A 21,671-nucleotide genomic window follows, 5' to 3' on the forward strand; every position below is an offset into this window, starting at 1 on the left:
GATGGAATGGATGGCCTGGACCACCCCCACTGCACTGTTCTTTGGCGGCATTGCCCTGATTCTGGCGGGCATGACCACCTGGGAGCTGCGCTCGCCGAGCATCCCGCGGCGCGGCGTCCTGCCGATCAGCACCACCCGTGGTGATCGCTTGTTTATCGGTCTTCTCGGCAGCGCCTACCTGCATTTGCTGGTGATCGGCGTTACCGACTGGAGCATCTGGGTAGCGTCCGCGCTCTCCCTGGTATGGCTGTTGAGTGTGATGCGTTGGGGCTAGTGCCCTTATGAATAAACAACCAGGAGGTCTCTATGTTGAATAAGAACAATAAGCTGCGACATAGCATTTCATTGGCCGCCGTACTGGCCCTCAGCGGTTTGAGCGCTTCGGCCTGGGCTGATGCGTATGAAGATGCGGCGAAGAAATGGATCGGCAGCGAGTTCAAGCCGTCGACTCTCACGGCCGACCAGCAGCTTGAGGAGTTGAAGTGGTTTATCAAGGCCGCCGAACCGTTCCGCGGGATGAAAATCAACGTGGTGTCGGAAACCCTCACCACCCACGAGTACGAATCCAAGGTGCTGGCCAAGGCCTTCAGCGAAATCACCGGCATCAAGCTGACCCACGACCTGCTGCAGGAAGGCGACGTGGTGGAGAAACTGCAAACCCAGATGCAGTCCGACAAGAATATCTATGACGGCTGGGTCAACGATTCCGATTTGATCGGTACGCACTTTCGCTATGGCAAGACCGAATCCATCACCGACCTGATGGCCAACGAAGGCAAGGCCTTCACCTCGCCCACCCTGGATATCAAGGACTTTATCGGCATTTCCTTCACCACCGCTCCGGACGGCAAGATCTACCAGCTGCCCGACCAGCAATTCGCCAACCTCTACTGGTTCCGCGCCGACTGGTTCGAGCGGCCGGAGCTGAAAGCCAAGTTCAAGGAAAAATACGGCTATGACCTCGGCGTGCCGGTGAACTGGTCGGCCTATGAAGACATCGCCAAATTCTTCAGCGAAGACGTCAAGGAAATCGACGGCAAGCGTATCTATGGGCACATGGATTACGGCAAGAAAGACCCGTCCCTGGGCTGGCGCTTCACCGACGCCTGGTTCTCCATGGCCGGTGGTGGCGACAAGGGCCTGCCCAACGGTTTGCCGGTGGACGAGTGGGGCATCCGCGTGGAGGACTGCCACCCGGTAGGCTCCAGCGTCACCCGTGGCGGCGACACCAACGGCCCGGCGGCGGTATTCGCCACGCAGAAATACGTAGACTGGATGAAAGCCTACGCCCCCCCGGAAGCGGCGGGCATGACCTTCTCCGAATCCGGCCCGGTGCCGTCCCAGGGCAACATCGCCCAGCAGATCTTCTGGTACACCGCGTTTACCGCCGACATGACCAAGCCGGGCCTGCCGGTGGTGAATGCCGACGGCACGCCGAAATGGCGCATGGCGCCGTCGCCGGTCGGGCCGTATTGGGAAAAGGGCATGAAGAAGGGGTACCAGGACGTAGGTTCCTGGACCTTCCTCAAGTCGACGCCGGAGAAGCAGAAACTCGCGGCCTGGCTCTACGCGCAGTTCGTGACCTCGAAAACCGTGTCCCTGAAGAAAACCATCGTCGGCTTGACGCCGATTCGTGAGTCCGACATCAACTCCCAGGCCATGACCGACATGGCGCCAAAACTCGGTGGCCTGGTGGAGTTCTACCGCAGCCCGGCACGGGTCGAGTGGACCCCGACCGGCACCAACGTGCCGGACTACCCACGCCTGGCGCAACTGTGGTGGAGCAACATCGCCGCCGCCGCCAGCGGCGAGAAAACCCCGCAACAGGCCCTCGACAACCTGGCCAAGGAGCAGGACGCGATCATGACGCGCCTGGAGCGCTCCAAGGTGCAACCGGTGTGCGGCCCGAAAATGAACCCCGAGCGTGACGCGCAATACTGGTTCGACCAGCCGGGCGCGCCGAAACCGAAACTGGCCAATGAGAAACCGAAAGGCGAGACCGTGGCCTATGGCGACCTGCTCAAGCAGTGGGAGGCAGCGCGTAAGTAAACGTGTCCGGGCGTGAACCACAAGACGGCACCCAGGTGCCGTTTTGTTTTGGTGCAAACATGAAGGCGCAGCTCTGTGACGCGCGGTGGTCAGGCAATCCTGAGTATGGGCAGCTTACTTTCGTGGCGGCCTTCGGGCCGACCATGTCGTTGGAGTTGACCGAGTACATATCCGTTGCTGCGGTAACGGCGGCTTAGAGTTCCGCCCGTACAGCACCAACACTCGGCACCTCGCCTAGGCTCGGTGTGCCCACGCTCCAAAGCCTGCGTTCGGCCAGCGTGTTTGACGGGGCGATTTGAGATCAAACGCCAAAGCGAGGCGGCCTTAGAGCCGACCGGAGTTGGGTCTGGTGTACTCGGTAAAAAATGTGGGAGGGGGCTTGCCCCCGATTGCAGTGGGTCAGTACCAAATCCATCAACTGACACTCCCTCATCGGGGGCAAGCCCCCTCCCACATTTGGATCTCCATCCAGCAGGCAGACCTCAGCCTTCGTTCGGGCATACCGAGCCTAGGCGAGGTACCGAGTGGTGGGGCAAGAGCCCATTGGTTACTTTGGGGCTTTTCCAAAGTGACCCGCCGTAAGGGCGGAACCGTAGGCAGCCGTGACCGCAGCAACGGATATGTACTCGGTCAAACCCAACGACATGGTCGGCCCGAAGGCCGCCACGGAACCAACCGCCCTCACCACAAAGAGATTTTTCAGCCTGAAAGACAGACTCGCTAGCCAGCGCTTGCGACAAACCCCTGTTCGGTAAACCACCGCTGATCCTTCAGGAACAAGGACCCAGAATTGCCCGGCCTGTCACCCTGCGGTCATAAACCAGACGGAAGGCACTCAAGTCACCTCAAGTTGCGAGTTACAGCGCAGATAACAACTATGTCACTTACATCCGCAACAACGTTCAAGGATCGAACTCATGCCCCAGCGCCAATCCAGCCGCCTGCCTCTCCCCGTTTATCCACGTTTTCGCTGGTTCGCTTTGATCCCGGTCGTGCCCGCCGTGTTGTGGATACTTGTGCAATCAACCTCGCCGGCCAATCTGCTGGCTTGCACGGTACTGGTGCTGATCGGCCTCGGTGCCTGTGCCTGGAGCGCGAGTTCGCAGCGCAACGCAATGCAGCAAGCGCTTGCACAGGCGGAACAGTCAGATGCGCACGCGGCGCACGACGGCATGGCCTCTCGTGCCCAGCTCGACGAGGTATTGCTGGGCGCCATGCCCATCTGGGCCAAGCAGGTGGAAAGCTCGCGCCATCAGACCGAAGAAGCGATCGTGAGCCTGGCCAACCGTTTCACCGGGATCGCCGCACGCTTGCAGGAGACGGTACAAGCCTCGCAGCACGCGGCCGGCGAACTGGACGGGCAGGCCGCCGACGGTGCGCTTGAGGTGCTGGCACGCAGTGACAGCGAGCTGAGCCAGGTGATCAATTCGCTCAAGGCCACCCAAACCAGCCGTGACCAGACCCTGGCCCAGGTCCGCAGCCTGACCGCCTACACCGGCGAACTGCGGACCATGGCCGCCGATGTGGCGGCGATCGCCGCGCAAACCAACCTGCTGGCCCTCAACGCCGCCATCGAGGCGGCGCGTGCCGGTGAGGCCGGGCGCGGTTTTGCGGTGGTGGCCGACGCGGTGCGCAGCCTGTCGAGCAAATCCAGTGAAACCGGCCAGCAGATGTCGGCCAAGGTCGACATCATCAACAACGCCATTACGCAATTGGTCCAGGCCGCGTCCAGCAGTGCCGACCAGGACAGCCATTCGGTGGCCGAGTCCGAAAACAGTATTCAAGTGGTGCTCGAACGCTTCCAGAACATCACCGGGCGCCTGGCCGAGTCCGCCGACCTGCTCAAGCAGGAAAGCTACGGCATCCGGGATGAGATGACCGAAGTGCTGGTCAACCTGCAATTCCAGGACCGGGTCAGCCAGATCCTCAGCCACGTGCGCGACAACATGCACGCTCTGCATGAGCACCTCCTGCAGGCCAGCCAGGCCCCGGACCAGCCGGTGGCCGTCGACGCCCGCCAATGGCTGGCGCGCATGGAAGCCACCTATGCCACCGACGAGCAACGGCGCCTCCATCATGGAGAGGCGGCCGTGCAGCAGAATTCTCAAGACATCACCTTCTTTTAGGAGTACATCATGGCGAAGAGTGTATTAGTGGTCGACGACTCCAGCAGCGTGCGGCAAGTGGTCGGCATAGCCTTGAAAAGCGCCGGTTACGACGTCATCGAGGCCAGCGACGGCAAGGATGCCCTGGGCAAGCTGACCGGGCAGAAAGTGCACCTGATCATCAGCGACGTGAACATGCCCAACATGGACGGCATCACCTTCGTCAAGGAGGTCAAGAAGCTGGCCAACTACAAGTTCACCCCGATCATCATGCTCACCACCGAGTCCCAGGAATCGAAGAAGGCCGAGGGCCAGGCCGCCGGCGCCAAGGCTTGGGTGGTCAAGCCGTTCCAGCCTGCGCAGATGTTGGCAGCTGTGTCTAAACTGATTCTGCCTTGACCCCGGCGCCAGGGAGGCTCCCATGCCGATTACCACTGAAACACTCGACGACACGGCCCACGTGCGCATTGACGGCGAGCTTACGATCTACACCGTAGCGGAGCTGGCGGCGGCGCTGCTGCCGCAGATGGGCGCGGCACCTCGCCTGGAGCTGGATCTGTCTGAGGTCACGGAAATGGATGGCGCCGGCTTGCAGTTGCTCGCGGTCATCCGGCGTGAGGCCGGTAATGCCGGCATAGCCTTGAGCGTGACCGGCCAGAGCCAGGCGGTCACGCAGACGCTTCAACTGTGTCGCAGCGCGGCCTCATAGCCAGCGCTTCCCAGGTTTTTTGATCGACAAGGAAAGTCACGGTGAGCATCAATCTCGATCAGGCACAACAGACATTCATCGTTGAGGCACGCGAGCTGTTGCAGGCCATGGAGCAATCCCTGCTGCAATTGGAAAGCGAGCCCGGCGACCAGGATGCCATCGGCGCGATTTTCCGCGCCGCGCACACCATCAAGGGTTCGGCGGGCCTTTTCGGCCTGGCGTCGATCGTCGGGTTCACGCATATCGTCGAAGACGTGCTTGACCGCCTGCGCGAAGGCAGTGTGGCGGTGGACGCCGCCTTGATCGCGCTGCTGCTCAAGTGCGGCGACCACATACTCGAACTGGTCGAAGTGGTCGCTGACCGCGGTGAAACGCCGACCCCTGCCGCTCTGGAGCGCGGTGAGGCATTGCGCGAGGCGCTGAGTGCCTATCAGCCGATGCGAACCGCCGTTGCCAGCGTCGAAACCGCCGAGGTGACCGACGACGTGGCGGTCGAAGTGCTTTGGCATATTTCCCTGCGCTTCGGCACGGATGTGTTCCGTAATGGCATGGACCCGCTGTCATTTCTGCGCTACCTCGAGACCTTGGGGCAGTTGATACAGGTCGACACCCTGACCGACAGCATCCCGCCCATGGACAGCTGGGACCCGGAAAGCTGCTACCTGGGTTTCGAGATCGACCTGCGCTCGACCGCCAGCCACGCCAGCCTCAACGAGGTGTTCGATTTCGTGCGTGACGACTGTGACGTGCACATCAGTGCCGTCGATGAAGCGCCCGACAGCACAGCGGCCATCGCTGGCGAGTTGGTCACGCCGGTCGAGCCCGGCCTTGTGACCGCCGCACCCCAGCGTCCGGCAGCCAGCGAGGCGAAAACCCGCGACGGCAATTACGTGCGCGTCAACGCTGACAAGCTCGACGAGTTGATCAATCTGGTTGGCGAACTGGTCATCGCCAGCGCCGGCGCGAACCTGCTGGCCCGGTCCTGTAACAACGACCCGTTGCACGAGGCCTCCTCGACAGTCTCGGGGCTGGTGGAAGAGATCCTCGATGGCGCCCTGCATTTGCGCATGATCCCCATCGGCGACACGTTCAACCGCTTTCGCCGCGTGGTGCGCGATATCAGCCAGGAGCTGGGCAAGGACATCGAACTGAGCATCAGCGGCGCGGAAACCGAACTGGACAAGACCGTGGTCGAGAAGATCGGCGACCCGCTGATGCACCTGTTGCGCAACGCCATGGACCACGGCATCGAAAGCGCCGATGCGCGGCGTGCGGCCGGCAAGTCGGCCAAGGGCCATCTGAGCCTCAATGCCTACCACGACTCGGGGAGCATCGTCATCGAGATCGCCGACGACGGCGCCGGCCTCAACCGCGATCGCATCCTGCAAAAGGCCCAGGAGCGCGGGCTGGTGGCCAGCGGTGCGGTGCTCACCGACCAGGAGATCTACAACCTGATCTTCGAGGCCGGGTTCTCCACCGCCGAGGCGGTGACCAACCTGTCCGGGCGCGGTGTCGGCATGGACGTGGTCAAGCGCAATATCACCTTGCTGCGCGGCACCGTCGATCTCGACAGCCGCCCCGGCCAGGGCACCGTGGTGCGCATTCGCTTGCCGCTGACCCTGGCGATCATCAATGGGTTCCTGGTCGGCATCGACCAATCCACCTACGTGATTCCCCTGGACATGGTCCAGGAGTGTATCGAGCTGGATGAGCAGCAGCGCCAGTCCAGTCGCGACACGGGCTATCTGGACCTGCGTGGCGAGGTGTTGCCGTTGGTGCACCTGCGCGACCACTTCAGCCACGAAGGCCCCGCAACCCGGCGCCAGAATGTGGTGGTGGTGCGTTACGCCGAGCATAAGGCCGGGCTGGTGGTGGATGACCTGCTCGGCGAGTTCCAGACCGTGATCAAACCCCTGGGCAAGCTGTTCGGTGCACTGCGTGGCATCAGCGGCTCGACCATATTGGGCAGCGGCGCGGTGGCCCTGATCCTGGACGTACCGGTACTGCTCAACCAAATCGTACAACTGGAGGCCCGCACGGCCCAGGCATCTCAGTCGCCACCGGCCGTCGCTCGCTGACGCATTTGCAATTCCATGGAGGTTCCCCGATGAAATGGTTCTACGATCTTAAAATTTCCACCAAGTTGATCTGTTCATTCCTGGTGGTCCTGGCACTCACTGGAGCCATGGGCGGCTTCGCCATCCTCCAGCTTGGTGCGGTCAACCAGGCCGCCCAGGACATCAAGGGCAACTGGATGCCCTCCATGCGTGCAGCGGCAGGCATGCGTTTTTTTGCCGCCAACTATCGCTTGAAAGAGAACCGCCACATCGGCACCGAGATTGCCGAGGAAAAGGCCCAGGCCGAACGCGAGGCCGCCGACGCGCGTCAACAGTTCGAAACCCGCATGGTCAACTACGAGCAGTTGCTGTCGAACGATGAAGATCGGCAACTCCTGGCCAGTGTGAAAAGCGCTTGGGACGCCTACCTGGCATCCAGCAAGCTGTTGCTTGAGTTTTCCCGCCAGAACCAGGAAGCCCAGGCGCGTGGTTTGCTCAGGGGAGAGTCCAAGGGGCATTTCGATGAGGTGACCGCCCGCCTGCAGAAAATGGTCGAACTCAATGATGCCGGCGCAACGGCCGCAGGTGACAAGGGTTCCGCGCTGTATGAAAGCGCGCGGGTGTCGATCATCGCGGTACTGGTCGCCGCCCTGTTGATCGGCCTGGGCCTGGCGATGTTCATCGCGCGGATCATTTCCCGCCCGTTGCGCCAGGCCGCGAGCGCCGCCGAGCAATTGGCCGAAGGCAACCTCAACGCGCACATCGAGCCGGGCGGGAAAGATGAAACCGGCATGGTGCTCAACGCCATGCGCAACATGGTCGGCAAGCTCGCCCATATCATCGGCGAAGTGCGTAACGCCGCCGATAACCTGGCCAGCGCCTCCGAGGAGGTCAGCGCCACCGCGCAATCGATGAGCCAGGCCACCAGTGAACAGGCCGCCAGCGTCGAGGAAACCAGTGCGTCGGTCGAGCAGATGAGCGCCAGCATCAACCAGAACACCGAAAACGCCAAGGTCACCGATGGCATGGCCAGCAAGGCCGCCAAGGAAGCCACCGAGGGCGGCGAATCGGTACAGCAGACCGTGGTGGCGATGAAGAAAATCGCCCAGCGCATCAGCATCATCGATGACATCGCCTACCAGACCAATCTGCTCGCGCTCAACGCCGCCATCGAGGCCGCTCGGGCCGGCGAGCACGGCAAGGGATTCGCCGTGGTGGCCGCCGAAGTGCGCAAGTTGGCCGAACGCAGCCAGGTTGCCGCCCAGGAAATCGGTGAACTGTCCTCCAGCAGCGTGGACATGGCCGAGAAGGCCGGCAAGTTGCTCGACGAAATGGTGCCCTCCATCAACAAGACGTCCGACCTTGTGCAGGAAATCAGCGCCGCGTCCGAGGAACAGGCCGCCGGTGTCGCGCAGATCAACACCGCGATGACCCAGCTCAACCAGGTGACCCAGCAAAATGCCTCGAGCAGCGAGGAACTGGCGGCCACGGCGGAAGAAATGAGCAGCCAGGCCGAGCAACTGCAACAGGCCATGAGCTTTTTCGTGCTGGATTCAGCGCCCAAGGTTGCGGTTCAAAGCAACAGCGTGGACAGCCCGGGCAGCAAGCCCAACCGTCAGGCGCCACAGCCGAAATCACCGGCGCAGCGCAAGGCGTTCGCCTACACCATGGCCAGTGCCCCGGACGAAGCGGATTTCACCCGCTTCTGATCCCACGATCAATACGGGCCTACTAGGGAGAGTGACATGGGTGCAGCAATGACGACTCGGCAGACCGCAGCAGCGGTCGATGAGGATGCGCAGTATCTGACCTTCATGCTCGGCGGCGAAATGTTCGCCATCGGCATCCTGGGGATCAAGGAAATTATCGAATACGGCAGCCTGACCGTGGTGCCGATGATGCCCGCTTTCGTACGCGGAGTGATCAACCTGCGCGGCGCGGTGGTGCCGGTGGTCGACCTGTCGGCGCGCTTTGGCCGGGCCAACTCGGCGATCACCCGGCGCTCCTGCGTGATCATCATCGAGGCGAGTGCCGAAGATGGCCAGGCCCAGGACATCGGGCTGCTGGTCGATACGGTGTCTGCGGTGCGGGAGATCCCGGCGACGCAGATCGAGCCGCCACCCAACTTCGGCGCACGAATTCGCGCCGATTTCATCAGCGGCATGGCCAAGGTCGACGGCAAGTTCGTGATCGTGCTGGAGGTGGACAAGGTGCTGTCCATCGATGAGATGTCCAGCCTCGCCGAGGCCGGCCAGGCGCCGGCCCTCGACCTCGACCCACGTTGAGACCCGACCATGGCAGACACCGTGTCCATCGACGACCATGAATTCGGTCAGTTCCAGACCTGGCTGTACCGCGCGGCCGGCATCAACCTGTCGCCGACCAAGAAAGCCCTGGTGGCCGGGCGCCTGTTCAAGCGCCTCAAGCACTATGAGCTGCACAGCTATGGTGAGTATTTCAAGCTGATCATGAATGACCAGCGCAAGGGCGAACTGCAGGTTGCGCTGGATTTGCTGACCACCAACGAAACCTATTTTTTTCGCGAGCCCAAGCACTTCGACTTCCTGCGTCAGCACGTGCTGCCCCGGGCCGCGCCGGGCAAGGTGTTTCGCGTGTGGAGCGCGGCCAGCTCCTCCGGTGAAGAACCCTACAGCCTGGCGATGACCCTGGCCGAAAGCCTCGGCAGCACGCCCTGGGAAGTGGTCGGCTCGGACATCAGCTCCCAAGTGCTGGCCAAGGCGCGCACCGGCCATTACTCCATGGAACGCACCGAGACGTTGCCCCAACCGCTGCTGGCCAAGTACTGCCTCAAGGGCATTGGTCGCCAGGAGGGCACCTTGCTGATCGAAAAAGCCTTGCGCAGCCGCGTCAATTTTGTCCAGGTCAACCTTAACGAAGCGCTGCCGGCCCTGGGTGAGTTCGAGGTGATTTTCCTGCGCAACGTGATGATTTATTTCGACCAGCAGACCAAGAGCCAGGTGGTCGCGCGCCTGCTGCCGCTGCTCAAGCCGGGCGGTTACCTGATCATCAGTCACTCGGAAAGCCTCCACGGTGTCAATGACACCTTGAAGCTGGTGGCGCCGTCGATTTACCGCAAGCCATGAAAAAGCCCGTCGGTACGGCCGAAGTGGTATTGGCGCCTGGCCAGGTCAGCTTTGCGACGCGGCCGACGCGCCTGCGCACCTTGCTCGGCTCCTGCGTGGCGATCACCTTTTGGCACCCGCAACGGCTGATCGGCGGCATGTGTCACTTCATGCTGCCGGGGCGCGTGCGCGACCATCAGCCCCTGGACGGCCGATATGCCGACGAAGCCCTGGAACTGTTGCTGCGCCACGCCGAGATCAATGGCACCCATGCACAGGATTACGAGGTCAAGTTGTTCGGCGGCGGCAAGATGTTTCCCCAGCTGCGCCGCCTGCCGACGCAGGACGTGGCCAGCCTGAATATTCGCGCGGCGCTGGCCCTGGCCGAGCGCTATCACCTGCACCTGACGGCCCAGGACATGGGCAGTACCGGTTACCGCACGATCATGTTCGACCTGTGGAACGGCAACGTCTGGGTCCGGCACCAACCAATGGGAACAATTCAACAAGATGCCTACCAAAAAAATCAGTGTGCTGCTGGTCGATGATTCGGCCGTGGTGCGCCAGGTACTGCTGGCGATTCTCAGCGATACGCCGGATATCCACGTCATGGGCGCCGCCTCCGACCCGATTTTCGCCATGGACAAACTCGCCCGGGAATGGCCGGATGTGATCGTGCTGGACGTGGAAATGCCGCGCATGGACGGCATCACCTTTCTCAAGAAAATCATGAGCGAACGGCCGACGCCGGTGGTGATCTGTTCCTCGCTGACCCAGAAAGGCGCGGAAACCTCCCTGCAGGCGCTGTCGGCGGGCGCGGTGGAAATCATCACCAAGCCGACTACCGGGTTGAAGAGTTTCCTGATCGAGTCGGCGGCCGAGCTGGTGGCCGCGATCCGCGCCGCAGCGAACTCCAACGTCAGGAACCTGGGCAAGCGCAGCGCCAGCCCGGCGCCGGCACTGGCCCCGGCCAGCAAGCTCACCGCGGATGCGATCCTGCCTGCCGCCAATGGCCATGCCATGGCACAGACCACCGAGCGTATCGTTGCCATCGGCACGTCCACCGGCGGTACCCAAGCGTTGGAGGCGGTTCTGACGGCACTGCCGAGGGTGTGCCCAGGCATGGTGATCGTGCAGCACATGCCGGAAAAATTCACCGCCTCGTTTGCCGAGCGCCTCAACAGCGTATGCGAGATCGAGGTGCGCGAAGCGCGCAACAACGACCGCATCCTACCGGGCCTGGCCCTGATCGCGCCGGGTGGCAAGCACCTGATGGTGACCCGCAGCGGCGCCTATTATCACGCTCAGGTCATTGATGGGCCCTTGGTCAACCGGCACCGGCCATCCGTGGATGTGCTGTTTCGCTCGGTGGCCAAGTTCGCCGGCAGGAACGCCACCGGCATCATCATGACCGGCATGGGCGACGACGGCGCGCGCGGGCTCAAGGAGATGCTCGAGGCCGGAGCCGCCACGGTGGCCCAGGACGAGGCAAGCTGCGTGGTGTTCGGCATGCCCAAGGAGGCCATCAAGCTGAATGCCGCCCAGCGCATCATGGCGCTGGAGGATATCCATCAGGCGATCTTGTATAAGTGAAATCGAGCGCTGGACTGTGTTCACTGTCCTTTGCTCTGCGCCAGAATCCGCGCCGTATCCCGCGCCGGCGGCAGCCCGAAGACACGCGCATAGTCGCGGCTGAACTGGGTCGCGCTTTCATACCCCACTTCGAACGCGGCCTTGGTCACGCTGCTCGCACTGGCCAGCATCAACGTGCGCGCCTTTAACAGGCGCACGCGTTTCTGGTACTGCAACGGGCTCAAGTTGGTCACCGCCTTGAAGTGCCGGTGAAATGCCGAAACACTCATCGCCACCTTCTGTGCCAAGGCCTCCACCCGGATCGGTTCGGCGTAGTCCCGGCGTATCCACTGGATCGCCTGGCTGACCCGCGCCATGGCGGTATCCGGCGCGGCGATTTCCCGCAGCATCCAACCATGGGCGCCTTGCAGCACGTGGTAGAGGATTTCCCGCTCATACACCGGCGCCAAGGCCGCGATGGCCACCGGGTCGCCCATCAGGCGCAGCATGCGCACCCAGGCGTCCATCAACGCAGGCGTCACCGCCGCCACTGAAAACCCCGCGTCCTGTTCGCCGCGACCGCTTGGCGCGGGCAGGTCATTGAGCAAGGTGGTGAGCACCGCCGGGTCCAGGGTCAGGCTGACTGCCAGGTACGGTTCGCCCGTACTTGTCGGGTTGACCACGCCCACGGCGGGCAACTCGATGGACATCACAAAATACGTCGCCGGGTCGTAGTGCAACGTGCGGTCGCCCACGGTCAGGGATTTGCTGCCCTGCAGGATCAGGTTGATCATCGGGTCATACACCGCCGCGAGCATATGCTCTGGAATCTCGCCCTGGACCATCGCCACCCGCGGGATACCGGTCTCGGTGCGGCGGTTTTCGGCCTTGGCGGCCAGGGCGCGCAGTTCGATCAATTGAGTATTCATGCTGGCCATGCTGTGCCTTCCTGCAGACCTTGCGCAAGCAAAAAGCAGAAACAGGCAGGATTGGAGTAGGAACGGCTGCGTCACGGGGTAGGGCGATGGCTATTGTGGTGGCTCAGCTTTTCAACAGTGGAGCAAGCCATGAGCGTTATCGTGATTACCGGAGGCAGCCGTGGCATCGGCGCCAGTACCGCCGAACTGTGTGGCCGCCAAGGTCACGGCGTGATCCTCACTTACAACCGCAACCCCGAGGCGGCACGTGCGGTGGTCCGGCGCATCGAGTCGGCAGGCGGCAAGGCGGCGGCGCTGCAACTGGACGTCAGCGCTACCGGTACATTCGCAGCGTTCCGTGATGCCGTGGTGCAGACCCTGCGTACCACCTGGGGTACGAACACCCTGGGCGGGCTGGTCAACAATGCCGGCTATGGCCTGTTCAACCCGCTTGAAAGCGTGACCGAAGCGCAATTCGACGGCCTGTTCAACGTCCATCTCAAGGGCCCGTTCTTCCTCACCCAGATCCTGCTGCCGCTGCTGGAAGAACACGCCGGCATCGTCAACCTCACCAGCGCTACCACCCGCGTCGCTACCGCCGGTGTGGCGCCATATGCGGCATTCAAGGGTGGCCTCGACGTACTCACCCGCTACATGGCCAAGGAATTCGGTGAGCGCCGTATCCGTGCCAACGCGGTGTCACCCGGCGCCATCCGCACCGAACTGGGCGGTGGCTTGAACGATGAGTTCGAAGCGCTGCTGGCCGGGCAAACCGCCCTGGGCCGTGTAGGCGAACCGGAAGACGTGGCACGGGTTATCGCGATGCTGCTGTCGGAAGACGGCCGTTGGATCAATGCCCAGACGATTGAGGTCGCGGGCGGCTACATCATTTGAATCGCGAGGCTAACGCATGCTTGATCATCTCTTTCTTTCAGTCAGTGACATCCCGCGTTCCGTGGGTTTCTACACCGCCGCGCTGACGCCCCTGGGCATCACCGCTCGCCATGACTTCGATGGCAAGGACGGGCCTGCCGGTCACCCGGATCTCAAAGGGTTCGGTGCCCATGGCCGCATGTTTTTCTGGCTGCGCGAAGGTGTGGTCGAAGGCCGTGCGGTGCATGTGGGGTTCGTCGCCAACAGCCGTGCCGAGGTGGAGGCCGCCTACGCCGCCGCCCTGGCCCATGGCGCCCGCGATAACGGTGCACCCGGCGCCCGCTTGCACTACGACCCCAATTACTACGCCGCCAACGTACTGGACCCGGACGGGTACAGCCTCGAATTCGTCTACAAGAACTGGCAGCACAGCCTATGAATACCTTGATGATCTACGGCGCCACCGGCTATACCGGACGCATGGCCGCCGAACACGCCAAAGCCCTGGGCCTGGCCCTGGTGATCGCCGGGCGCAATGCCGAGCGGCTGGCGCCACTCGCCGCCCAACTCGAGGTGCAATACCGCGTTTTTACCGCGCAGGCCCCCACCGCTGAAGCCCTGGACGGTATCGATGTGCTGCTCAATGTCGCCGGGCCCTTCGCCCACACGGCGGGCACCTTGATGCAGGCCTGCATCAAGGCCGGGGTCGACTACCTGGATATCACCGCCGAGATCAACGTCTATCGCTTGGCCGAGCAACTCGGCAGCGACGCCGCCGCAGCCGGCGTCATGTTGCTGCCCGGTGTCGGCTGGGACGTCGTGCCCACCGACTGTCTGGCCATGCATGTCGCCCAGCGCGTGCGGCAGCCCCAATCGTTGCGCATCGCCCTGCAAGTGCCGGGCTCGATGTCTCGAGGCTCGGCGCTGAGTGTGGGCGAAATCATCGGCGCTGGCGTTATGGCAAGGGTCGACGGCCAACTGATCGCGACCCCGGACGCACAGCCCCAGCTATTGGACTTCGGCGATGGCCCGGTGCTGTGCGTGCCGCTGTCCTTCGGCGACCTGGTGACCGCCTGGCATTCCACCGCGATCGCGGATATCGCGATGTTCGTGCACATCAGTGGCGACGCCTTCCCCGAAGGTGACCTGTCACAACTGCCCGACGGCCCCACGCAGGTCGAGCGTGACGCCCATCGCGCCCGCGCCATCGCCGAAGTGACCGGCGCGGATGGCAGCGTGGCGCGCTCGGTGATCGAGACCGTCAATGGCTACAGCTACACGCCTCTCGCCGCTGTGGAAGCCGCGCGGCGGGTGCTTGGCGGTGAGCGCCGCAGCGGCTTTGAAAGCCCTGCACATCTGTTTGGCGTGGGCTTTGCCCAGACGATTGCAGGCACCCGCATCGTCGACTTTTAACCTCCAGGCAGTGCCGGTGGGGGGCTAGACCTTGAACCTGGCCGCGTCCTTGATCGGCGGCAGGCCAAACAGTCGTGCGTATTCGCGGCTGAACTGCGAGGCGCTTTCATAGCCCACCTGGAACGCGATAGACGCTGCATCCAGGCTGTCGAACAGCAGCAACCAGCGCGCCCGCAACAGGCGCAAGCGCTTCTGGTACTGAATCGGCGTCATCGCGGTCGTGGCCTTGAAGTGCCGATAGAACGCCGCGACGCTCATGTCGGTCATGGCCGCCAGCGGTTCCACGCGAAAGGGTTCGGTGTAGTGCTCTCGAATCCACGCGGTGGCTCGCCGGATCTGCGCCAGGCGCCCGTCGGGGCGGGCCATTTGCACCAGGGTTGAGCGCAGTGGGCTCTGCAATACGCGAAACACAATCTCCCGTTCGATCAGGGGGGCCAGCACAGCCGCTTCGCTGGGCCGATCCATCAGGCGCAGCATGCGCAGCCAGGCATCCAGCAATTCGTCGGTGGCCTGCATCGCCGCGAACCGTTGCGCGCCCAGACTTTCTTCGGGGGGGACTTCATCCGCCAGCACGGCCGCGATCACCGCAGGCTCCAGGGTCAGGCTGAGTGCCAGGTAGGGCAGGCCGGGTGCGCCGGCGTGGACCTGGCCGGTCGCGGGTACCTCCACCGGCACCACAAAATAGCTGGACGGTCCGTACGTCGAGACCTGATCGCCAATCGAGAGGGTTTTCGAGCCTTGCAGCACCAGGTGCACCATCGGCGGGTACAACTGATCGGCACAGGCTTCGGCCTGGACCATCGCTACGCGCGGCAGGCCGGTATCGGTCCAGGTGTTTTCTGCGCGCATTACCAGACGGCGCAGTTCATTCAGGTTGTCGTTCATGGCGCTGACCATGAGCCCTGGCAGAAGGTAAAGCAAGCCACGTGCGAAGAATAGGCAAGCATGGAAGAGAAACCGGCAACCGCCGTTTCAGGCCTTGCCCGAATACTGGGGGTCAGCACTATCACTCAACCTGGGAAAACAGCTATGACACTCAATGGAAAAATCGCAGTCGTGACTGGCGCCTCCAAAGGCATTGGTGCTGGCATCGCCAAGGCCCTGGCAGCAGCAGGGGCGACGGTGGTGGTCAATTACGCCAACAGCAAACCTGACGCCGATGCGGTGGTCGCCCATATCCACGCCCACGGTGGCACTGCGTTCGGCGTGCGAGCCGACATGAGCCAGGCTGCCGATGTGACACGCCTGTTCGACACGGTGCGCAGCGAATACGGCAGGCTCGACATTCTGGTCAACAACGCGGGCGTGGCGGTGTTCCAGATGATTGAAGACCTGACCGAAGAGGCCTTTCACAAGCAGTTCAACCTCAATGTACTGGGCTACTTGCTGGCGGTACGTGAGGCGGTCAAGTTGCTGGGGCAGGGCGGCAGTATCATCAATATCAGCTCGATCCTTAGTACCGATCCGTACCTTGCCTCCAGCGTCTATTCGGCCACCAAGGGGGCGGTGGATACCCTGACGTTTGCCCTGGCCCGTGAGTTGGGACCGCGCGGTATTCGCGTCAATTCGATCCTGCCGGGCCATACCCATACGCCTGCCACCGATGGCAACTTCGCCGGCGAATTTGGTCAGTCGCTGATTGCCGGCACGCCGCTGGGGCGTTTCGGCGAGCCCGAGGACATTGCACCGCTGGCCGTATTCCTGGCCTCCGAGGCGGCGCATTGGGTCACAGGTGAGTCGATCCGTGCCTCGGGCGGCGTACGTGGCGTGGGCTACTGACGACCACTGATCCGCACCCGCACAACCCCGATTGAATTTTCCCCATGCCCGCAGGCTCTGCACTTTAGACGCGTGTGCTGTTGAGCGCGCTTGCGGGGCCTCCTTGTCGGGAGGCTTGGTTGGATCGGACTTTGCGGAAACTGCCATCATGACGCTTCTCACAGCGCTGTCGGGCCGGCCGGCCTCCATCACCCAACCGGGTCAGTACCAGTGGTTGTACCAACACCTGTATGGCGAAACCCCTGGCGCTGAAGAGGTTGCGCGGGAGTTTCTACGCACGCACTTGGCGCAGGTGCGCGACGCGCCCAGTGAGTTGCCGCAGATGCCCGAACAACTACCGGCCTGGATCGAACAGCGCTGCGCCGACGTGGCCCAGGCCTATGCCGATTACCTGGAGCAACGCCAGCAAGGCCGGCCACGTCGTTATTTCCAGAACAAGGCCCATGCGCTGTATTTCCTGCAGCGTGTGGCGCCGACCAAACAGGTCGACGGTGCCTGGCTCAACGGGTTGCTGCGCTACTGGCAGGACCCGCGCTTCGACGGCCTGCTCACCACTTACCTGGAAGAGTTGGGTCACGGCGAAGCGGCGCAGAACCATGTGGTGATCTACCGCAAATTACTCAGCGAGCATGATGCCGACAGCGACGCCGGCCTGGACGACGATCATTACCTGCAAGGCGCCCTGCAACTGGCGCTGGGCCTGTGCGCCAACGACTTCCTGCCGGAGATCATCGGTTTCAACCTCGGCTATGAGCAGTTGCCGTTGCACCTGCTGATCACCGCGTATGAGCTGAGCGAACTGGGCATCGACCCGTATTACTTCACCCTCCATGTCACCATCGACAACGCCAGCAGTGGACATGCCTGCAAGGCGGCGCAGTCGGTGTTGAACCTGCTGCCGCTGGGGGAGGGCAGGGAGGACTTCTATCGCCGCGTGGCCGAGGGGTATCGCCTGAATGACCTCGGCCCGGGGACCAGCGCCGTTATCCACGACTTCAACCTGAATGACGAAGTGGTTGCCATGCTTGAACGCAAGCGCACGTTCGGCCAGCACATGCATTCGGATTACTGCCGCTTCGAAGGCAAGACCGTCAACCAATGGCTGGCGCGGCCGGGGCAGATCGGCGCCTTTCTGCAGGCCCTGGAAGACAAAGGCTGGATCAAGCGCAACCAGGATCCGGCCGAGAGCCGCTTCTGGCAGTTGATCGAAGGTGCGGGCGCGGCGATGTTCGGCGTGTTCAGCGGCTATGAGAAACAGCTGCTGCGCGACTGGATCGCGGGTGACTGGATCAGCGCTCAACGTGTGGCGCCCGTGCGGCCCGGGCGCGGCAGCCGCTTCTCCCGCGAGCAGCATCGCCCGTCCGACCCGGACACCCAGGCGCTGGTGGATTCGCTGTGGAACCTGCCCGATGAACAGCAGCTCAATGCGCTGATCCCGTGGCTGTCGGCGCGGCGTCACTGCACGCCCGCCGGGTTGTATGCCACTCGCCGCTTCATCCAACTGCGTGCGCGCCTGCGTTAAGGAAATCACCCATGTCCGCACAACAACTCGCCGACCGCGCCCTGCTGAACCTGGGCCGGGGGTTGAAGGAAAATGGCTACCGCTTCATCACGCCAACGCCCTTGACCCATGAACGGTTTTTCCAGCGCCAGGGGGCGCCGCTGGCGAAGGACCTGCGGGATGTCTTCGGCTGGTCGCTGCCGTTTGACCGCGAGCTGTTGCCGGAGGCGTTTCGAGAGGAGCTGCAGCAGGCCGATGTGGTCGAAAAACACCAGGCGCTGTGGCGCAGTGCGGTGCGTTGGTCGAGCCTGGACGACCTGCTGTTTGCCCACTCGGCGTACCCCACCACGCAAGCGGACGCGGTGTTTTTCGGGCCTGACAGCTATCGGTTTGCCCAACTGATCGAAGCCCATATGCAACAGCGCTTCGAGCCGATCAAGCGCGCCGTGGACATCGGCTGCGGCGCCGGCGTAGGCGCATTGGTGGTCGCCCGGGCGCGGCCTGACGCCGAGGTGCTGGCGGTGGACATCAACCCGCGCGCCTTGCGCCTGACGGCGGTAAATGCCGAATTGGCCGGGCTGGCGAACGTCACGGCGTACCACAGCAATGTGCTGGGCAGCGTCGAAGGAACATTCGACCTGATCGTCGCCAACCCGCCCTACATGAATGACGACCGCCAGCGTGCCTACCGGCATGGCGGCGGGGCACTGGGCGAGCAACTGTCGGTGCGCATCGCCGGCGAGGCCGTTGGGCGCCTGGCCCTGGGCGGCAGCCTGGTGCTCTACACCGGCGTGGCGATTGTCGCCGGGGAGGATCCGTTCCTGGCCGCCGTCAAGCCGTTGCTGGGCAGCGATGCCTTTGGGTGGACCTACCGTGAACTCGACCCCGATGTGTTCGGCGAAGAGCTGGAAAAGCCCGGCTATGAGCGTGTGGAGCGGATCGCCGTGGTGGCGCTCACCGTCACCCGTTTGCGCTGACGATTAGGTTCAGGCCGCAGCTTGTGGCTGCAGGTGCAACTCGCCGTCCACCTCCTTGACCAACCCACTGGCGAGGAACAGCGGCGCCAGGCGCTTGTGCAGCTGCGGCTCGACAAATTCCTTCACCGTCTCCAGCGCCAGCGCGCCACTCGAAGGCAGCTCAGCCTTGGTGAAGGACAACCAGGCCTTTTTCAGCGCCATCAACACATCACTGCCCGCCGTGGAGGCAAAGCGGCGCTGGGTCGGTTTGCCGTCGAAGCTGAACGTGTGCTGGAACGCGTAACCGGTTTCGTCACCGCCGCTGGCGGTGCAACGAATGCAGGTGCACGGACCGTCGCCGAAAGCGCTGCGCAGGTAGCTGTTGAAGTCCACCACGGGTTTGAGTGACAGGCGCTTATCCACCTCGAACAGGTCCCCGGTCATTTTTTCGTCAGTGTTCAACGTGCAGTTCCTCGCAGTGTGCGGCAGTTTTTCAAAGCGCGGCACAATACCAGCCGCGCGCTGTTTTAGGGGTATTTGCATAACAATAGACCCAGATATTCTTTTGCTGTCTAAAAAGCCGCGGCTACGCTCCATCACCTTCTCGAAAACGCGGCAGATTCCCCATGACGTTCAAGCGTTCCTCCCTGACCCTCCTGGCCGCGTCCCTCGCCGCCGCCAGCGCCTTGCTCAGCCCCGGTGCCCAGGCCGAAGGCAAGATCAGCATCGCCCAGCAATTCGGCATCGGCTACCTGATCCTCGATGTGGTGCGCGACCAGCACCTGATCGAAAAACACGGCAAGGCCCAGGGCCTGGACATCCAGGTGGAATGGAACAGCATTTCCGGCGCCACTGCCATGAACGAATCGCTGCTGGCCGGCGCCCTGGATGTGGTGTCCGCCGGTGTACCGCCGATGCTCACCCTGTGGGACCGTACCAAGGGCAAGCAGAACGTCAAGGCCATCGCCTCCTTGGGCTCGATGCCCAACTACCTGCTGAGCAACAACCCCAAGGTCAAGACCCTCAAGGACTTCACCGAGAACGACCGCATCGCCGTGCCCGCCGCCGGGGTGGGTTTCCAGTCGCGCACCTTGCAGATCGAAACCGCCAGGCAGTTCGGCGATGCCCACTACAAGAAATTCGATGACATCTCCATCAGCCTGGCCCACCCCGACGCCACCGCCGCGTTGATTGCCGGTGGTTCGGAGATCAACGCGCACTTCTCCAGCCCGCCGTTCCAGTACCAGGAACTGCTGAGCCCCAACGTGCACAAGGTGCTCAGTTCCTACGACATCCTTGGCGGTCCGGCGACGTTCAACGTGCTGTACACCACGCAGAAATTCCACGACGAAAACCCCAAGACCTACCAGGCGTTCTACGCCGCGCTGGCCGAAGCCGAGCAGATCATCAAGGCCGACAAGCCCGCAGCGGCCAAGGCGTATATCCGTGTAGAACAGTCAAAGCTGCCGTTGGACCTGGTGGAAAAAATAGTCCAGGACCCGGAAATCGACTTCACCATCGTGCCGCAGCGTACCTTCATCTACGCCGAGAAACTGCAGGAACTGGGTGTACTGAAAAACAAGGCGGCGAGCTGGAAGGACTACTTCTTCGAAGAGGCCCATAGCGGTAACGGCAGCTGACCTGTAAACCGCCCCTCTCACATTTGGATCTCCACAATGCCTATACCGCATTCAAGCTGCGCTTGATCCAGTCATACAAGTCATTCCCCTCGCTCGACAACTCACTGTTGGCTCGCCGGCACAGGTAGTACTGGCGGCCATCATTGACCTCCAGATCAAACAGCTTCACCAGCTCGCCACTGGCCACATGGGGCGCTACCAGCGGCGCGCGCAGCAACGCGCAGCCCAGGCCGGTGAGGGTGGCGGTGAGTGCCAGCTGGCCGTCTTCCAGCAGCAAGCCATTCAGCGCCGTGGTATCGACCTCGGCGGCCTCGAACCATTGGCCCCAGGTGCCGCGTTCTTCATCATGCAGCAACGGCAGTTCGCTCAAGGCCTGGGGCGTATCGATGGGGCCGTGTTGGGCGAGAAAGCTGCGGCTGCAATAGGGGGTCACCGCGCCGGAGATCAGCGGTTCGCTGTGATAGCCAGGCCAGTGCCCGGTGCCGAAGCGAATCGACAGGTCGGCAGCATCGCTGGGGTAGCTGCGGTGGTTGGCGTAGGTCACGTTGATGTCCAGCGCCGGGTGGTCTTTGAGAAAGTTCTCCAGGCGCGGGATAAACAGGTTGATGCCAAACAGCGGGATCAGGCTGATGGTCACCTGGCGGGTGGCGCTTTTCTCGCGCACATGTTCGGTGGCGCTGCGCAGCACGGCAAAGGCCGAGCGGATGGCACGGTAATACTCGCGCCCTTCATCGGTGAGCACCAGGTTGCGGCCCTGGCGCAGGGTCAGCGGCTGCTGCAGGAAGTCTTCCAGCAGGTGCAGTTGATGGCTGATGGCAGAGGCGGAAACGTCCAGCTCGCGCGCGGCGGCATTCACCCCGCCATGGCGCGCAAACGCTTCGAACGTCCGCACGGCACGCAGGGGAGGGTCATTGGCTAACTGTTCTGATTTATTCATGTGTTGAATTAAATACCAAGTTTTAGTCTAAATAAAGAGCCATAAGTGCCGTATTTACGGCATAAATAGCCTGTTTTTGC

General features: G+C 62.7%; 22 protein-coding genes. 18 read left to right on the forward strand and 4 right to left on the reverse strand.

What is annotated here, in order from left to right; translation table 11 throughout:
- Position 1: 1 nt before the first annotated feature.
- The 11 genes from AC07OT_RS24855 to AC07OT_RS24905 all read left to right on the forward strand — a co-directional run bounded on the left by AC07OT_RS24855 (position 2) and on the right by AC07OT_RS24905 (position 11,596).
- Positions 2–274 (forward strand): DUF2160 domain-containing protein, encoded by a 273-nt coding sequence (locus AC07OT_RS24855; protein ID WP_027607297.1) that lies wholly within the window; start codon positions 2–4, stop codon positions 272–274.
- A 32-nt stretch (positions 275–306) separates the two neighbouring features.
- Complete coding sequence (locus AC07OT_RS24860; RefSeq protein WP_027607296.1) at positions 307–2,049, forward strand: ABC transporter substrate-binding protein; 1,743 nt, start codon at positions 307–309, stop codon at positions 2,047–2,049.
- Between the two features lie 1,214 nt (positions 2,050–3,263).
- Positions 3,264–4,175 carry a methyl-accepting chemotaxis protein gene (locus AC07OT_RS24865; RefSeq protein ID WP_370671246.1) on the forward strand — a complete coding sequence of 304 codons (912 nt, stop codon included), beginning with the start codon at positions 3,264–3,266 and terminating at the stop codon, positions 4,173–4,175.
- 9 nt (positions 4,176–4,184) lie between these two features.
- Complete coding sequence (locus AC07OT_RS24870) at positions 4,185–4,553, forward strand: response regulator (RefSeq protein ID WP_027607294.1); 369 nt, start codon at positions 4,185–4,187, stop codon at positions 4,551–4,553.
- Between the two features lie 22 nt (positions 4,554–4,575).
- Positions 4,576–4,863, forward strand: a complete 288-nt coding sequence (locus tag AC07OT_RS24875; protein WP_115489150.1) for an STAS domain-containing protein — start codon at positions 4,576–4,578, stop codon at positions 4,861–4,863.
- A 41-nt stretch (positions 4,864–4,904) separates the two neighbouring features.
- Entirely contained in the window at positions 4,905–6,941 is a 2,037-nt protein-coding gene (locus AC07OT_RS24880; RefSeq protein WP_495109290.1) for a chemotaxis protein CheA, read from the forward strand.
- 29 nt (positions 6,942–6,970) lie between these two features.
- A complete protein-coding gene (locus AC07OT_RS24885) occupies positions 6,971–8,629 on the forward strand; it encodes a methyl-accepting chemotaxis protein (protein ID WP_253491026.1) in 1,659 nt (552 codons plus the stop codon).
- A 36-nt stretch (positions 8,630–8,665) separates the two neighbouring features.
- Positions 8,666–9,205, forward strand: a complete 540-nt coding sequence (locus AC07OT_RS24890; RefSeq protein WP_495109291.1) for a chemotaxis protein CheW — start codon at positions 8,666–8,668, stop codon at positions 9,203–9,205.
- A gap of 9 nt (positions 9,206–9,214) precedes the next feature.
- Positions 9,215–10,024, forward strand: a complete 810-nt coding sequence (locus tag AC07OT_RS24895) for a CheR family methyltransferase (RefSeq protein WP_495109292.1) — start codon at positions 9,215–9,217, stop codon at positions 10,022–10,024.
- Positions 10,021–10,551, forward strand: coding sequence for a chemoreceptor glutamine deamidase CheD (gene cheD, locus AC07OT_RS24900; RefSeq protein WP_495109293.1), 531 nt, complete (start codon positions 10,021–10,023; stop codon positions 10,549–10,551). Before AC07OT_RS24895 ends, cheD begins: the two co-directional genes overlap by 4 nt.
- Complete coding sequence (locus AC07OT_RS24905; RefSeq protein ID WP_027607287.1) at positions 10,514–11,596, forward strand: protein-glutamate methylesterase/protein-glutamine glutaminase; 1,083 nt, start codon at positions 10,514–10,516, stop codon at positions 11,594–11,596. Before cheD ends, AC07OT_RS24905 begins: the two co-directional genes overlap by 38 nt.
- 20 nt (positions 11,597–11,616) lie before the next feature.
- On the opposite strand, the gene AC07OT_RS24910 is transcribed toward AC07OT_RS24905, so the two are convergent.
- Positions 11,617–12,504, reverse strand: a complete 888-nt coding sequence (locus tag AC07OT_RS24910; RefSeq protein WP_495109339.1) for an AraC family transcriptional regulator — start codon at positions 12,502–12,504, stop codon at positions 11,617–11,619.
- A gap of 138 nt (positions 12,505–12,642) precedes the next feature.
- Here AC07OT_RS24910 and AC07OT_RS24915 point away from each other — a divergent pair, with 138 nt between their 5' ends.
- The 3 genes from AC07OT_RS24915 to AC07OT_RS24925 are packed head-to-tail and all read left to right on the forward strand — an operon-like array spanning position 12,643 to position 14,778.
- The gene (locus tag AC07OT_RS24915; RefSeq protein WP_495109294.1) at positions 12,643–13,386 is read left to right on the forward strand and encodes an SDR family NAD(P)-dependent oxidoreductase; all 744 of its coding nucleotides are present in this window, start codon (positions 12,643–12,645) and stop codon (positions 13,384–13,386) included.
- 16 nt (positions 13,387–13,402) lie between these two features.
- Entirely contained in the window at positions 13,403–13,804 is a 402-nt protein-coding gene (locus AC07OT_RS24920) for a VOC family protein (RefSeq protein WP_495109295.1), read from the forward strand.
- A complete protein-coding gene (locus tag AC07OT_RS24925; RefSeq protein ID WP_495109296.1) occupies positions 13,801–14,778 on the forward strand; it encodes a saccharopine dehydrogenase family protein in 978 nt (325 codons plus the stop codon). Before AC07OT_RS24920 ends, AC07OT_RS24925 begins: the two co-directional genes overlap by 4 nt.
- Before the next feature lie 24 nt (positions 14,779–14,802).
- Here the strand turns inward: AC07OT_RS24925 and AC07OT_RS24930 are convergent, their stop codons facing one another.
- Positions 14,803–15,663 (reverse strand): AraC family transcriptional regulator, encoded by an 861-nt coding sequence (locus tag AC07OT_RS24930; RefSeq protein ID WP_495109297.1) that lies wholly within the window; start codon positions 15,661–15,663, stop codon positions 14,803–14,805.
- Between the two features lie 144 nt (positions 15,664–15,807).
- Here AC07OT_RS24930 and AC07OT_RS24935 point away from each other — a divergent pair, with 144 nt between their 5' ends.
- The 3 genes from AC07OT_RS24935 to AC07OT_RS24945 all read left to right on the forward strand — a co-directional run bounded on the left by AC07OT_RS24935 (position 15,808) and on the right by AC07OT_RS24945 (position 19,035).
- Entirely contained in the window at positions 15,808–16,557 is a 750-nt protein-coding gene (locus tag AC07OT_RS24935) for a glucose 1-dehydrogenase (RefSeq protein ID WP_092488750.1), read from the forward strand.
- A 148-nt stretch (positions 16,558–16,705) separates the two neighbouring features.
- Positions 16,706–18,079, forward strand: a complete 1,374-nt coding sequence (locus tag AC07OT_RS24940; RefSeq protein ID WP_495109298.1) for an iron-containing redox enzyme family protein — start codon at positions 16,706–16,708, stop codon at positions 18,077–18,079.
- A gap of 11 nt (positions 18,080–18,090) precedes the next feature.
- Positions 18,091–19,035: a methyltransferase gene (locus AC07OT_RS24945; RefSeq protein ID WP_495109299.1), complete on the forward strand. Its 945-nt coding sequence runs from the start codon at positions 18,091–18,093 to the stop codon at positions 19,033–19,035.
- A gap of 9 nt (positions 19,036–19,044) precedes the next feature.
- On the opposite strand, the gene AC07OT_RS24950 is transcribed toward AC07OT_RS24945, so the two are convergent.
- On the reverse strand, positions 19,045–19,476 hold the full coding sequence (locus AC07OT_RS24950) for a hypothetical protein (RefSeq protein ID WP_027607284.1): 432 nt from the start codon (positions 19,474–19,476) through the stop codon (positions 19,045–19,047).
- A gap of 164 nt (positions 19,477–19,640) precedes the next feature.
- Between AC07OT_RS24950 and AC07OT_RS24955 the strand changes: the two genes are divergently transcribed.
- Positions 19,641–20,654 (forward strand): ABC transporter substrate-binding protein, encoded by a 1,014-nt coding sequence (locus AC07OT_RS24955; RefSeq protein ID WP_495109300.1) that lies wholly within the window; start codon positions 19,641–19,643, stop codon positions 20,652–20,654.
- 40 nt (positions 20,655–20,694) lie between these two features.
- Here AC07OT_RS24955 and AC07OT_RS24960 read toward each other — a convergent pair whose 3' ends face one another.
- Positions 20,695–21,591 carry a LysR substrate-binding domain-containing protein gene (locus AC07OT_RS24960; RefSeq protein WP_065948075.1) on the reverse strand — a complete coding sequence of 299 codons (897 nt, stop codon included), beginning with the start codon at positions 21,589–21,591 and terminating at the stop codon, positions 20,695–20,697.
- Positions 21,592–21,671: the final 80 nt, after the last annotated feature.

Source organism: Pseudomonas sp. GW821-FHT09C10 (assembly GCF_059418085.1).